The sequence below is a fragment of the Paenibacillus praedii genome (assembly GCF_049725345.1).
In the GTDB taxonomy this organism is placed as follows: Bacteria; Bacillota; Bacilli; order Paenibacillales; family Paenibacillaceae; genus Pristimantibacillus.
Map to the genome: position 1 here is coordinate 66,101 of NZ_JBMWAM010000020.1, position 14,844 is coordinate 80,944.

11 protein-coding genes are annotated in these 14,844 nt (G+C 48.5%); all 11 read left to right on the top strand.

Annotated features, from left to right (window positions below):
- Positions 1-22 precede the first annotated feature (22 nt).
- On the top strand, positions 23-916 hold the full coding sequence (locus ACO9K6_RS16895; protein ID WP_424768718.1) for a carbohydrate ABC transporter permease: 894 nt from the start codon (positions 23-25) through the stop codon (positions 914-916).
- Between the two features lie 20 nt (positions 917-936).
- Positions 937-1,776, top strand: a complete 840-nt coding sequence (locus ACO9K6_RS16900) for a carbohydrate ABC transporter permease (RefSeq protein ID WP_424768719.1) — start codon at positions 937-939, stop codon at positions 1,774-1,776.
- Positions 1,777-1,852: 76 nt separating this feature from the next.
- Positions 1,853-3,130 (top strand): ABC transporter substrate-binding protein, encoded by a 1,278-nt coding sequence (locus ACO9K6_RS16905; protein WP_424768720.1) that lies wholly within the window; start codon positions 1,853-1,855, stop codon positions 3,128-3,130.
- A 128-nt stretch (positions 3,131-3,258) separates the two neighbouring features.
- Complete coding sequence (locus ACO9K6_RS16910; RefSeq protein WP_424768721.1) at positions 3,259-6,228, top strand: hypothetical protein; 2,970 nt, start codon at positions 3,259-3,261, stop codon at positions 6,226-6,228.
- A complete protein-coding gene (locus ACO9K6_RS16915) occupies positions 6,225-7,082 on the top strand; it encodes a PP2C family serine/threonine-protein phosphatase (protein ID WP_424768722.1) in 858 nt (285 codons plus the stop codon). Before ACO9K6_RS16910 ends, ACO9K6_RS16915 begins: the two co-directional genes overlap by 4 nt.
- A gap of 46 nt (positions 7,083-7,128) precedes the next feature.
- On the top strand, positions 7,129-8,766 hold the full coding sequence (locus ACO9K6_RS16920; protein ID WP_424768723.1) for a hypothetical protein: 1,638 nt from the start codon (positions 7,129-7,131) through the stop codon (positions 8,764-8,766).
- Positions 8,767-9,026: 260 nt separating this feature from the next.
- On the top strand, positions 9,027-9,779 hold the full coding sequence (map, locus tag ACO9K6_RS16925) for a type I methionyl aminopeptidase (RefSeq protein WP_424768724.1): 753 nt from the start codon (positions 9,027-9,029) through the stop codon (positions 9,777-9,779).
- 368 nt (positions 9,780-10,147) lie between these two features.
- Positions 10,148-11,386, top strand: coding sequence for a molybdopterin-dependent oxidoreductase (locus tag ACO9K6_RS16930; protein ID WP_424768725.1), 1,239 nt, complete (start codon positions 10,148-10,150; stop codon positions 11,384-11,386).
- 26 nt (positions 11,387-11,412) lie between these two features.
- On the top strand, positions 11,413-12,261 hold the full coding sequence (locus ACO9K6_RS16935) for a sulfurtransferase (protein ID WP_424768726.1): 849 nt from the start codon (positions 11,413-11,415) through the stop codon (positions 12,259-12,261).
- Positions 12,262-12,942: 681 nt separating this feature from the next.
- The gene (locus ACO9K6_RS16940) at positions 12,943-13,701 is read left to right on the top strand and encodes a hypothetical protein (protein ID WP_424768727.1); all 759 of its coding nucleotides are present in this window, start codon (positions 12,943-12,945) and stop codon (positions 13,699-13,701) included.
- 84 nt (positions 13,702-13,785) lie between these two features.
- On the top strand, positions 13,786-14,493 hold the full coding sequence (locus tag ACO9K6_RS16945) for a pentapeptide repeat-containing protein (protein WP_424768728.1): 708 nt from the start codon (positions 13,786-13,788) through the stop codon (positions 14,491-14,493).
- The last annotated feature ends 351 nt before the right edge of the window (positions 14,494-14,844 follow it).

The following is a 14,844-nucleotide window of genomic DNA, read 5'->3' on the forward strand; positions in this document are numbered from 1 at the left end:
TCCATTTGCAGGGGGAGAAAATGTGGGCTTCAAAAAATACACAGGCTATATTTATATTTCTCCGTGGATTATCGGTTTTATTGTTTTCACGGTTGCGCCGCTCATCTTTGCCTTTTATGTCGGTTTAACAGAGTGGGATACGTTCAATAAGCCGAAATACATCGGTTTTGAAAACTATATCGATCTCATGAAGGACGACGCTTTTCGCAAGGCGCTATGGGTTACCATTAAGTTTGCCATTATTTCGGTGCCGCTCGGAATCGCAACCTCGATGCTGATCGCGATTCTGGTGAACACGAAGGTGCGGGGCGTGTACTTCTTCCGGACTGCGCTTTATATGCCGGCTATTGTGTCGGGCGTATCGATTTCGCTGCTCTGGAAATGGATTTTGGACACGGATTTCGGCTTGATTAACCTGCTGCTCTCCAAGGTTGGCATTGCGCCGCTTGGATGGCTCACCGAGGGATCTCTCGTCATGCCTTCCTATTTAATGATGGCGGTGTGGGGAGCGGGCGGCGGTATGCTGACTTATCTTGCCGGCCTGCAGGACATTCCGGGACATTTGTACGAGGCTGCGGATATAGATGGAGCGAACGCCTTTCAGAAATTCAAACATATTACGCTGACGATGCTGACTCCGGTTATTTTCTACAATCTCATCATGGGTATAGTCGGCGCGATGCGCAAATTTGGAGACGCTTATATTATCGGAGGGGCTGAGAACGAGGGTCGGTTCTATATGATTTATTTGTACGAGAACGCCTTCAGTTTTTTCAAGATGGGTTATGCTACCGCGATGGCATGGATATTATTCGTGATCATCATGCTTCTCACTCTGCTGGCCTTTAAGTCATCCTCCGCTTGGGTTTATTACGAATCCGAGGTCACTACAAAGAAAAAGCGGAAAGGCAGGTGAGATGATTGGTCTCTTACGGGATGGGAAAAAAACAAAAAAGGATTTGGCGAAACATCATTCTGTATGTCTTATTGGGGATCTTCTCCATAAGCACCTTGTTTCCATTGATCTGGATGATTTCCACTTCTCTTAAATCAGGAGATGTCATCTTCTCCATTCCTCCCCGATTTTTACCGGATGGAATGCATTGGGAAAACTACGCGAGGGCAATCACGGAGATTAATTTCTTCGTTCTATTTAAGAATACAGCGGTCATTACTTTTTTCCAGCTGTTGTCTAATGTATTTGTTTCCGCCTTTGTCGCATACGGTTTCGCGAGATTCAATTTTCCGGGAAAAAACATATGGTTTCTATTAGTTCTTGCTACCATTATGCTGCCCGGGGAAGTCACGATGATTCCTGTGTTTATCGGCTTTAGTGAAATCGGCTGGAGCAACTCGATCCTTCCGCTTGTCGTTCCCGGATTTTTCGGAGGGGCGCCCGTATTTATCTTTTTGCTCCGGCAATTTTTCCTTTCGGTGCCGAAGGATTTGGAAGAATCGGCCTTCATCGACGGGGCGAGCACTTTTAAAATTTTTTACAAGATTTTTCTTCCCTTATCTGTGCCCGCACTTGTTACAATCGGGATTTTCTCTTTCCAGGGAAGCTGGAACGACTTGCTCGGCCCGCTCATTTATTTGAACGATGTTGATAAATTTACGCTCACCTTGGGGTTATCGATGTTCAAGGGCGTGATGAAGGTCGAGTGGGGACCGCTCATGGCGGGATCGATTCTGGCACTGCTGCCGGTTCTGATTGTCTTCTTTATGGCGCAAAAGCATTTTGTGGAAGGCATTAAGCTAAGCGGAATCAAAGGTTGATATTCATTTTGTATGAAGCTTGAGATCGGCCGTTTGCCGATATCAAATTCAAATATAAATTAAGGGGACTCTTAACATGAAAAAAAATGCAACTGCAAGATTTGGATTGCTTCTCGCTATGATTTTGGCATTCTCAGTCGTATTAGCGGCATGCGGCGGCTCCAATAACGGAAATGCGCCAGCAAGCAGCAATGCGCCGGCAAACAACGCGGACAACTCCGCTCAGCCGGCAGAAAAAGTGAAATTGAAAGTTGCAACATGGGCAGGCGCGGAGGAATTGAGAGAGTTTGAAGAGCTGGTAGCGAAATTGAATACCAGCGCTGCAGATTATGAGCTTGAAGTGCAAAGCATTCCGGCCGATTACTACCAGAAGCTGCAAACGATGATTGCAGGTAAGCAAGCTCCTGACTTCATGTGGCTGTCTCAAGAATATATCGCCCAATATGCAAGCCTGGGCGCGATCGCTCCACTTAATGAGCATGTGTCTACTCTCGAAAATTATAATGCGGACGACTATTTCCAAGGTGCGCTTGATGTAGGTACTTATAACAATGAATTGTATGCATTGCCATGGATTTCCCAGCCGTATGTGCTTTACTACAACCAGGATATGTTTGAAAAAGCGGGAGTTGAGCTTCCGACAAACGACTGGACATGGGATGACTTTATCGCAGCCGGCAAGCAATTGACCAAAGACGGCGAATGGGGAGCTTTGCTGAACAACATCCCTACGGCTATGTACACTTGGTCTTACGGCGGCGATGTGTTTGACAAAGAAGGCAATATTACACTGGATTCTCCTGAATCGATCAAAGGTCTGCAAATGTATCAAACAATCGTACAATCCGGAATCGCTCCTGCAAGAGCGCAAGCGGATTCCATGGGTAACGGCGATATGTTCAAAACAGGCAAGGTCGCGATGTTCGTAGGCGGCGCTGGCGATGATTTCGAGAAAACAACGAACTTCAAGATCGGTATGGTTGTGCCTCCGAAAGGTACAGAGCAAGTGACGTTCAGCTGGATCGGCGTAACAGCAATGTCCAGCGCTACTAAAAATCCTGCAGTTGCAGCAAAGGCGCTTGTAGATATGACAAACGCGATTCACCAATGGAAAGTTGTTGCACCGACAAAAAGCGGCTTTGATCTGATTAAAACAAGCCGTCCAGAGAAAGAGTATGCAGTGGATTCAATCCTCGCAGCTTCCGAAGTAGCCAGAGGCTTCAACAACCAGCCGAAGCAAGGCGAAATTGATGGCGCGATTTGGGAAAAGCTGACGCAGCCTATTGAAAAAGGCGATGATGTGAATGCAGCCGTACAAGGAACGATTGAAAAAATGAAAGACATTATTGAGTAATCGCATAAAAAACTTTTATTAGCCTGCTTAACGAATTCACTTAAACACCTGCCGCCAACGGAGGCTTTGCCCCGGTAACGGCGGGTGTTTTTCATTTGCTGGCATGACGAGAGGAGAAGCGCAATCCTATGTTGAAAAAAGGCTTGATTGTTGTATTAGTCATCTTAATAGGTTTATCTGGGATAGACGCGACATTGCCTCAGAAGGGACTCGTATCAGCCGAAGTAGGGCAAGCCTCTTCCGGGAAAGCTGTTCAGAAGCGCATAAGTAAAATTCAGCAAATGCCCGGTCTTCCACAGCCCTTCGAAATGAAGGATTGGAGGGAAACGACCGTTAAATATGACGAGTTCGTATTCGATTTCACCAAGCAGGGACAATTTCTGCCGGTAGGCTGGTGGGACCGGACGCATCATAATATGGATGAGGACACGTTCGGGCTTATGTCGTACGTCGGGAAGTTCTCGCAAGGAACGGACGGCTCGCAGGAAGCGATCAATATGATGGCAGCTGTGCTCAGCGCCACGCTGGTCGGCATCGATAAAAGCGATCAGAATGGAATCAATTATGTAAAAATGCTGCAAACCTTCTATAATACAGACAATGGCGAAAACATGATTATGAATAACCCGAAAACGGTGAGCGGACAAACATTTTGGTATGAGCTGCTGCCGCATGTTTTGTTCTATGCGCTTACCGACTATTATCCTGATGTCGAGAATATGGAGGACATTATGCGCGGCACTGCCGATAAGTGGGCGGAAGCGGTGCAGGAGCTGGGCGGAAAATATGGGCGGGCGGATTTTAATTATACGGCCTTCGATTTCCACAAAAAGCAGCCCTTCCGCAACGAGCGTTGGACGGAGCCGGATGCGGCTGCAGGCGTCGCCATGCTGCAGTATATGGCCTACTCGAAATTCGGCGATCCCAAATATTTGGAGGCAGCCGAGCTGAGCATGGATTTTCTGGAGCGTCAGCAGGATAATCCGCTCTATGAGGTGCTGCTTTATTCTGCCCCATACATGGCGGCAAGGATGAATGCGGAGCAGGGCAAGCAGTATGATGTGAGCAAGATGATGAACTGGGTGTTCGACGGCGGAAGCAAGGCTCGGAATGGCTGGGGAACGATTACGGAGAAGTGGGGAGATTATGACGCCCACGGCTTGCTCGGGAGCTTGAACGATAATGAAGGTTATGCCTTCGCGATGAATACGTTCGCAGCATTCGGCGCGCTCGCCCCGGTCGTGCGTTACGATCCGCGTTATGCCCGGGATATCGGCAAGTGGATGCTGAATGCGGCGAATCAATCGCGTTTGTTTTACGCGGACGCGCTGCCGGCCGACTATCAATCCGGTGCGGATTGGAAGGGAGATCCAGAGCATGTGATCCCCTATGAGGGTCTCCGCAAGCTATGGAATGGAAAAACGCCATATGCGAGCGGCGATCCGACGGTATATGCGTGGGGCAATACCGATTTTTCCTTATACAGCGGCTCATTTGCAGGGTATCTTGGCGGTTTGATCGAAGAAACTAACGTGGAAGGCATATTGAAGATCGATACGCTGAAAACGGATTATTTTCATCAAAAGGCTTATCCGACCTTCCTCTATTACAACCCTTATGATTCGGAGCGCGAGGTTGAGGTGACGGGGCTTGGCGATGCCGCGGTTGATTTGTACGATTCGGTCAGCGGTGATTTCATCGCGCGCGATGTAAAGGAGCAGACAAGCGTGCGTTTGTCCGGCGATCAGGCGGCTGTCATTGTTGTCGTTCCCGCGGGTGGAGAGGTTTCGTCGGAACAAAACCAAACGTTAATTGACGACGTATTTGTCGCGCCGAAGGCTAAGCCTGCGGTTAATATCCTCTCTCTGCAGAAGAGAGAGCTGGTTGCCGAAGATCTGAAGGTTGAGCTAGAAGCAGCCGTACCCGCAGGGGAGAAGATCAAAAATATGACGGTTACGTTTGCCGGCCAGGAGATTTACAGCGGAACCGGGCTTTCCGATGGTTTATTGTTCGATACGAGGAAATTCAATAACGGCTTCCACCGCCTGCGGGCGGAAGTGGAATCGTCCAGCGGGGAGAAGGATGCGGCGGAGGTCGAGCTGTTCGTCCGAAATGACGGAGGCGAATCCATTCTGACAGCCGGACCGGATGCCCTGGCAAGCTGGGAGCCTATTGAGGTTATGCCAGGCAAAGCTGTCCTGGATGAAGGGAAGCTCATCGTTGAGGAAGCTAATGGGGCCGGAGGATACGGCGGGACTACGAGCCCATCGTTTCAGCTTGATTTCAGCAGGCGGCCATTTGCGATTGTCGATGTGGAGTCGGCCAGTCCGCAATGGGCGCTGCAAATTCATGTGAAGGGCGAGCCTTGGGGGTTTTATATTAAACCGGACGGTACGGAGACGGGGCATTTTATTCTTGATGTGATGAAGGAAATGCGCCGGCTTCACCCGGATATGTCTTATTTGGGCGTTCAGGATGTGGAGCTCTGGCTTATCGTTGCGGGGCGGGAAGGCGCGAAAGCCGTCTTCGAACGTGTGGATTTATTTTATCAGGATGATGAGCCTATGCAGGAAGAAGATTGGTCAGGTGCCCAGAGCGCTGTCTCGATGCTGGAGTGGCAGTCTGTTCCTTCCTTGCAGGGAAGCGTGATCGTCGATCAGGATACGGCTATTATCGGAGAGGATGCGATCTTGAATCGGGGAGGAGTGGGCTCGCCGTTCATGCTGGTAGATTTTGCGCAAAATCCCGGGCTGTCCGTTGATATCGCCAGCGTTACGAATCAGTGGTCTCTTATGCTGTATATTCGGGGACAAAAGGAAGGGCTGCTGCTTCAGGCTCCAACTGATCAGACAGGTCAAGTATCCTACAACCTGAGAGATGCGCTGAAGGAAGCCAATTCGCAGCTGGAACTGGACGATCCTGTCGAAATGCAAGTATGGTTCCTTGCTGAGGGAGACGAGAAAGCCAACTTCGGCGTCCGGTCCTTTGAGCTTGCATATGAGGATGACAGCCTTAATACGCGGTTATATGTTGGAGCGGCTCTCGCCTTGGCTGGGCTGCTGCTCTCTGTCTTACTATGGAGGAGAAAAAGATCATGAAAATAACAAAGCTGACGATGAAAGGAAGCAGTCTTTGGAATGAGGATGCGCTAGTCGAGCAGCCTTCTCATGCGCTGTATGGAGTCATCGATGGGGCCACGTCGCTGGTCCCTTTCACGGGGGAAGGCGGCGCAACCGGCGGTCATTATGCTGCACGAATCATTGCGGACTCTTTGTACGGTATTTCATCTTCCGGAGGGGAGCATTGGACTCCGGCGGAAGCGCTGCTGCAAGCCAATCGGAAGCTGCGGGAAGAAATGGCGAAGTACGGCATACAGGTGGATCGGAAAGAAGAGGTATGGGGAGCTTGCGCCGTTCTGATCCGAATCGGAGAGGACTTTATTGAATATGCGCAGGCAGGAGACTGCATGCTGGCCGCCGTGTATGAGGATGGCTCGATTCGTACCGTTACTCATGATCAGCTTGCGCATATCGATAACCGGACGAAAGCGCTCTGGGCGGAAGGTATAGAGTCCGGTCTCCGAACGAGCGAGGAGCTATGGGCTTACGTGAAGCCTCAAATTATTAGCGGCCGGTATAGCGCCAATACAGCGCAAGGCTACGCGGTCCTTAATGGCGATCCTGAATTGTCCCGCTACATAGAATACGGAAGAATGAACAGGATACAATTGAAAGCTCTGCTGCTCATGTCCGATGGGTTATACTCGCCGACTGCTGCCAGCCTCCCGCAGGCTAATGCGGAGGAGGTTGCCCGGGGCGTATTGGATAAAGGGCTTGAAGGATATATAAGGGAGCTTACGGAGCTGGAAGAAGGAGATCCGCAATGCATACAGTATCCGCGTGTCAAAAAATCCGATGACAAAACCGCGATCTGGATTACATTTTCATCCTAGCAAGATCGTTTCTTAAACCTTATTCGTGACAGGAGGAAGTCGTTTAATGATTCGCAAAGTGGAACAAATGCCAAACCTGCCTACCCCTTTTCAAATGAGAGATTGGAAACAAACCGCGATCGATTATGACCAGCTTGTGTTTGATTTTGAAGCGAAGGGGGATTTTTTGCCGCTTATCTGGTGGGATGAGACGGGAAGAAACACGGGCAAGACTACGTTCGGCCTGCCCTCCTACATCGGCGCGTCCCGAGAGGCCTCCAATCACGAAGCGATCAATTGCGCCACTGCCGTGCTCGGAGCTACGATAGCCGGTATCGATAAAAGCGATCAAAACGGCTATAACTGGGTGGAGATGTGCGAGAGCTACTACAATACCGATAATGGCGAGTTATTGGTGTTAAACCGGACGGATGCCGAATCGGGGAACACCTTCTGGTATGAGGTTTATCCGCATATTCTGCATTATTCGCTTTCGCATTTTTACCCCGGTGTCGGACGGCTTACGTCAATTATGCGGCAAACGGCTGACAAATGGCATGAAGCTGCTTATGAATTGGGCGGCAAGGACGGCGCGGCCGATTTTAATCACCTTGCCTATGATTTCAAGCTTCGGAAGCCTGTCGACAACGGACGGTGGAAGGAGCCGGAAGCGGCAGCGGGAGTTGCCTGGCTGCAATATATGGCCTATGTGAAATGGGGCGATCCGCGTTATTTGGAAGGCGCGGATTGGTGCATGGATTACTTGCAGCGTTCAACGGATAATCCGTTCTATGAGCTGCTTCTGCCATACGGCGCTTATACGGCAGCCCGGATGAATGCGGAGCTCGGCCGGGAATACGATGTAGCGAAAATGCTGGACTGGTGCTTTGACGGCGACAGTGCATGCCGTCCTGGCTGGGGGGTTATTGCGGAAAGGTGGGGCGACTATGACGCGCACGGTCTTTGCGGCAGCCTGACCGATTGGGGGCAGCGCTGGGACCAGATGCAGGACAATGCTTCGGATGATTTAGACGAAGAGTCCAGCGGCTATGCTTTTGCTGCGAATACCTTCTCGTTGGCGGCTTCCTTTATCCCGCTCGTCCGCTATGATTCGCGGTTTGCCCGCGATATCGGCAAATGGATGCTGAACGCGTCTAATAATGCGCGGCTGTTTTATCCCGATGCTTTGCCGGGCATTCAGCAATCGTGCTATTTCTTCAAGAGTGATCCGAAGCATGTCATCGCCTATGAAGGCTTGCGCAAGAAATGGGACCACCAATCCCCTTATGCGACGGGCGATGCGATCCGCTACAGCTGGGGATCGATTGATCTGGGCTTGTACGGCTCCTCGCATGTCGGCATTTTCGGGGGCATTATTGGGTACACGGATGACCCGGCTATATTGCAGCTGGACTGCTTGAAGACCGATTATTTCAGAAACGATGCGTACCCCACGTATTTGTACTATAACCCTCATGTGGAAGAGAAGCGGGTAAGACTAAAGGTAGGGGCGAATGCTTCGGATATTTATGATGCCGTTTCGCATGCATTCCTGCAAACGGACGTCAGCGGAGAAGCTGTCATAACGATCCCCGCGGACACGGCATTGCTTGTTGTCATCGTTCCGGCCAATGGGCGCAAGAGCAAGGATGGATCGAAGCTGCTCGTGAACGGAGTGGTTGTAGATTATCATCTTGATTTTTAAGATGATGATGATGATTTCGAATAAATGAAAAGTTAACGGCTATCCCTCAAGCCAGCTGTCATGCTGCTGAGGGATAGTTTTTTTCATATTTTCAACCTAGTCTTCCCTATAGTTTGGGCATTTGCCGCCTCTTTCAGGAATAGGCTATAAGTAGAGCAGTCTGCGTGCGTGTTTGCGAAGCTGAATTTTGCTTGCGCGTAACTAAGTGAATGCTTACGAAGCTGGATTTTGCTCACGCAAAACTTTGAGGAGGTACACACATGGCAGTGGATCTGAAAACGAAGGAACATATTCGCGGTATTCGGAAGGCCGGACGCATCGTCGCTGCCTGTCACAAGGCGCTCTCGAAGAGGATTGCGCCGGGTGTTACTACGCAGGAGATCGATCGTTTCGTCGAGCGGTTCATGCTCGATCGGGGAGCAACGCCGGCGCAGAAGGGCTATAAGGGATATCCGTTCGCCACCTGTGCCTCCGTGAACGAGGTTGTCTGCCATGGCTTTCCCGATTCTGAACCTCTCGAGACCGGAGATATTGTGACGATTGACATGGTGGCTGATTTAGACGGCTGGAAGGCCGATTCCGCATGGACCTATGCGATAGGCAGAACGACCTCCGCTACGGAGAAGCTGCTCATCGCGGCGGAGCAAGCGCTGCTTGACGGGATTAAGATGGCGGTGCCCGGCAATCGGATCGGCGATATTAGCTATGCGGTTCAATCCAGAGCGGAGCTTGCGGGCTTCGAGGTGGTAACCGCCTTTGCCGGGCACGGCATCGGCAGAAGCATGCATGAATATCCGGAGGTTATTTATAACGGAATGCCAGGGCAGGGCATCGAGCTGGAGGAAGGGATGGTCATTACGATCGAACCGATCATTACGGCCGGGCGTCCCGACATCTATATTGCCCATGATGGCTGGACCGCCAGAACTAGGGATGGCGGATGGGCTGCGCAATTCGAGCACACGGTCGCCGTCACGAAGGATGGTCCGATCGTGTTGACGAGGTGGGACTAATCTTAATGGACGATCATATAAGAAGCCGAGCCTGTTCAGGTAATGTTACCTGGTGGGGCTCGGCTTTTTTTAAGCTGTGAGCGGTGAACGTATTGGCTGGCGAATCGCATACTGCGATGGGAGGCTGTATTGGGGTGAATGGGGAAGCACATTTGCAATAGAATCATAGGGAATAGGCAAGACAAGCAGAAAGAAGTGAGATTCTGCTGCATAATGTACAATGAAGCAGCTGCACGGGGAATGCAGTCGTATCTGCAGCTCATCAGCGGTATAATAAAGGTAGTTTATGAACAAAAGTGTGCGTCCTTATATTGTGAAGCAATTGGTGAGTAAGAGCGGCCATATCGTAAAAAGGGGGAACGTTGCAGATGAGCGGATTGATCGACCGTATGCGCAAGGGCTATGGCAAAAAACTCGTATCGCTTCATGCTTGGAACGGTTGGATTGTCGTTATTTTGGCATTGACGGGACTCATTCTGGTGGGAGGCTTCTGGCGGGGCTTTCTCGGCGAGGGGCGCGTGTGGATCAAGTGGCTGCACATTGTCGTGGGAATGGCCTCTATCCTTCCGGTTATTTACTACCTGCTGCTTGCGGGCAAGCATTGGAAGCAGTTGAAGCAAAAGCCTTGGCAGCGCTTTAACGTGCTTGTTGTGCTTGGTTTGCTGCTGGGCTGGTTCGGCTCTGGTGTGCTGCTATGGCAGTTCCAGGCAGTCGGCCCAAGCGTGTCGAACGTGGCGCTGGTGATCCATGATTTGCTTACGTGGATTGGTCTTCCTTATATTATTTATCATTCGATTACGCGGGCAAAATGGCTCAAGGAGCCAAGCCGCCGCACTATCCAAAGCGAGCGGGAGGAGGACGCCGTCCATCCGGCAGGCATGCCGCAGCCCGTCTATACGCGCAGGGCGTTTATTCGCGGAGCGATAGGACTGGGGCTCGCTGCTACGCTTGGGCCGCCTTTCTTGAAGTGGCTTGGCACTTCGCTTGGCAGCGTCGGAGGCAGCCAAACGATTGACAAGCTGATCGAGAACAATACGAATACACTCGTGCCTGATCCAGTGCCGCTGCCCGCGTCAGCCCCGCCGATTGGCGGAGGCGCGCAGGGACAATTTCGCGTGTATACGGTAACGCCGATCCCTAGCTTTTCGAATGAGAATTGGTCCTTTACGATCGATGGGCTGGTAGATAGAAGCTTCAAGTGGAACTGGGAAGAGTTCGTGGCGCTTAAGCGCTCGGTGCAGGTCAATGATTTTCACTGCGTGACGGGCTGGTCCGTCTACAAAAATACGTGGGAAGGCATACCGATCAAGGAGCTTCTTGCGATGGCAGGCGTGAAGTCTAACGCGAAAACAGTGAAGCTGTATTCCGGCGATCGTGTATATACGAGCGCGTTGTCGCTTGAGCAGCTCGACATGGATGAGGTTCTGGTGGCGGTTATGCATGACGGCAAACCGATCCCGAGCGATCTCGGCGGACCGGTCCGGCTTATTGTGCCGAAGATGTACGCGTACAAATCAGTGAAATGGTTAAATCGGATAGAGCTTATCGAGGGCGACCATGTCGGGTATTGGGAGCAGCGTGGTTATCCGAATGATGCTTGGGTGTAATATAAATAGCAGAGGAGCTGAATGAAATGACTTATTATAAAAAAGCAGACTGGGTACGTGAACAATTGGGCAAGGACGGTGTAGTCATCGTCGATACCCGTTATGCGTTAAATGATTCGGAAGCGGGCAAAAGGGCATATGCTGAGGCTCATGTTCCCGGCGCCTATTATATGGATTTAAGCCATGACCTTTCCTCGCCGAAGCGGCCGGATGGACAAGGCGGCCGCCATCCGCTGCCGGAACCGGAGGTGCTGGCAGGCCTGCTTGGACGTATCGGCATCGGCCGAGGCACAACGGTTATTGCCTATGACGATCAGGGCGGTGCCATGGCATCCCGTCTGCGCTGGCTGCTTCAATGGCTGGGCCATGACGGACAGGTTTATATAATGGAAGGCGGTTTTGCAGGTTGGCAGGCCGCTGGTTATCCGGTCAGTACGGAAGTGCCCGCTTTTGTGAAGGGCGTCAGGTTTGAGCCAACCGTTCGTGTGAAAATGCTGGTCAGCCAAGACGAGGTGAAGGCGAAAATTGGTAAACCTGGCGTTGTCCTCATCGATTCTAGAGAGGCTCCGCGCTATCGCGGCGAGGTGGAGCCGCTCGACCCTGCTGCAGGTCATATTCCAAGCGCGATCAACCGCTTCTGGAACGAAGGCAAGCATGCTGACGGCTCATGGAAGTCGCCGGAGGAGCAAGCGGAGCGCTTCGCAGGTTTGTCACGCGATGACGAAATTATAGTCTACTGCGGCTCGGGCGTGACGGCTACGCCAAATGTCTTTGCGCTCCAGGATGCAGGCTTCCGCAATGTGAAGCTGTATGCGGGGAGTTGGAGTGATTGGAGTAGCGACCCTAGCAATCCGGTTGAGACGGGTGAAGAATAAGAGCTGAGAGGCATTTATAGTATGCGGATCTTGAATACATCGCCATGTGGGCCGAGTGCCTTGGGCGATGTATTTTTTATGCTCGAAGTCAATACGGAGTCAACGCTTGCTCTCTGTAAACATGTTCAGGAAACCACGCGCCGAGCGCTTGTTGGTATGCTCCTTCATGTATCGTGCAGCCCACCGAGCATGTTGATCCTCGCCGCTGTACGCACACAAAGAAGGGCGATCAGCCCTCTCCTTGTGGGAGTGGCTGTACCGGCCCATGTAACATTAAATATGTTATTGATGCTTGCTCCACTCCAAACGATGCAAGTATTAAGTTAACAACTTGGTTCCATTCAATAAGCCAATCAACACAAAATCAACGAATGAGTTACAAAAAACGTAGCCGTAATGCTTATGATATATCAATATGGTTTTTCGGAGTTCCGACAAATGATGTATAGATAAGATCATTTTAGTTAAGCGCTTAGTAATTGTGGCTTAGTCGTCAATTATCTATACATAGGGCTAGCGGCATGCTATATTCAATTATAAGTAGTTGGAATAGCACCTGATTAAAGATATGAATCGAAGCTCCTTTTCTGTTTTAATGGTTGCAATAAATGAATTTGTCTATGAGAATTAACATAAGAGAAGAAGATGCAGTTATAAGGATGCTTAGTACGAGGTGATGTTTTGAACGAACAGAGACAGAAGTTGAAAAAGTTATGGTTAGATAAAGAAAACATCTACTTTATTCATTACTCGTGTCAAAATTTGAGTGATGATAATGAAGGATATTCGCCACGTATTACTTCTATTGCAGTGTTACACCAACAGAGTAAACAACTATATAGCTTCTCTATGCACCTTGTTGCTGAAGAACTTGGAATTGCACGGGATAATATATTTGAACAATATGATGTAATTGAAGAGAAGATGCTTAGTAAATTTTTCTCATTTGCGGCTGACCGCGGAAATGCGGCGCAATGGATTCATTGGAATATGACTAATATTAATTTTGGATTTGAAACATTAGAACATCGTTATAAGGTTCTTTCAAAAATAGATGCTTATCACATAAATGAAAAAAACAGACATAATCTATCTAAAATAACAAGGAAAATATACGGGAAAGATTACGCTAAAGATCCTAAAATGCTAAATTTGATGGAATTGAATGGTGGTAGAGATAGGAATTTTCTTACTGGTGAAGAAGAAGTTAGAGCCTACAAAGCAAAAGAATTCGTGAAGTTACACAATTCAACTATTTGTAAGGTGTATTTTTTTTCGAGTGTGCTTAACAAAGTATCGCGTAAAAAATTAAGAACAGAGAACAATCAACTCAAGTATAAGATTAATGAATTATATCAATCTCCAATAGTTCAATTTTTAGGCATTGTTGGCATATTGGGAACGCTTGTATCGCTGGTAATAGCTATTGTTGATAAGTAAACTAGGCGCCATTAAAAAGAATAACATACTCATATTCGTATACATTTTTTTTGCAGGTTTTTGGAAACAAAGAGGTGTTGTCTGATGGGGAGAGGAAAACTTAAAAGAAAACGGAAACAAGCGCAAAAAAGAGACAGAAGAAAAGGCATGGGAAGAACAGTTAGATTTGTATTGGCTAACTCGCCAGTGAAATACAAAGGATTTAAAAATAAATATGCTTACCAATCAAATATCTACAATCTAATTTACAAGAATGCTGTTATTGCAAATGTCAACTTTAGGGCTTCTAGCATTACAAAGTGTAATTTTCGAAGTGCTACTTTAATAGGTGTGGATTTTATTTATGCCAATCTTAAAAAGACAAGCTTTAAAGATGCAACATTAAAAGATGTAATCTTCTTTGGATGCAAAATGAAGGATGTTGATTTCACCAACACAATTTTTGATAATGTTCGGTTCATTAATACTAATTTCAATGAATCAAAAAACTTTACATACAATGATGAGACAATGAAAAGCTATTCAAAGTATCCAATGCTTGAGTTGAGTGATGAACTGACTAAAATCTTATATGATCTTTCAAATGATCCTGGGATATACAAATACCATACATTGCATGTGAATAGAAAAAAAGTGAATATGTGGATTATTAATTTATTGCTACAAGATTACACACAATCTCAACTAGCTCGAGGATTACGATCAATATTGAATAGAAGGCAGAGCAATAAGGAGTTTTTTACTGTTTATAGTATAAGAATGCACTTGAACAATTATTTGAAGATATGCTAGTATAAAAATGTTCTGCCTCAGATGAAGGGTAACCTTTTGAATGCCAATGTGACCACGGGGACATTGTAACTTGGCAAGTATTCAGGGGGGGATGTCTATGATAAATAACTGGCTTACATGTATCGCATTTGGCGGTTTCCTGTTGGGAGTTCTTTTGAATTACGTCCTACCTCGATTACTCGAGGTGAGTCTTATGATTGTGTGTATCGTTGAGGTCTCTAGATAGAGTTTAATAAAGAAAGGAACCAGTCTATAAGGGTGAACTGTGACCCATAAGAAGGACACTTTAAAAAAGTGACCCTCTTGTGGGTCATTTGTGTTTTAATCGAGATACAGGGAAGAGGAGTGAGG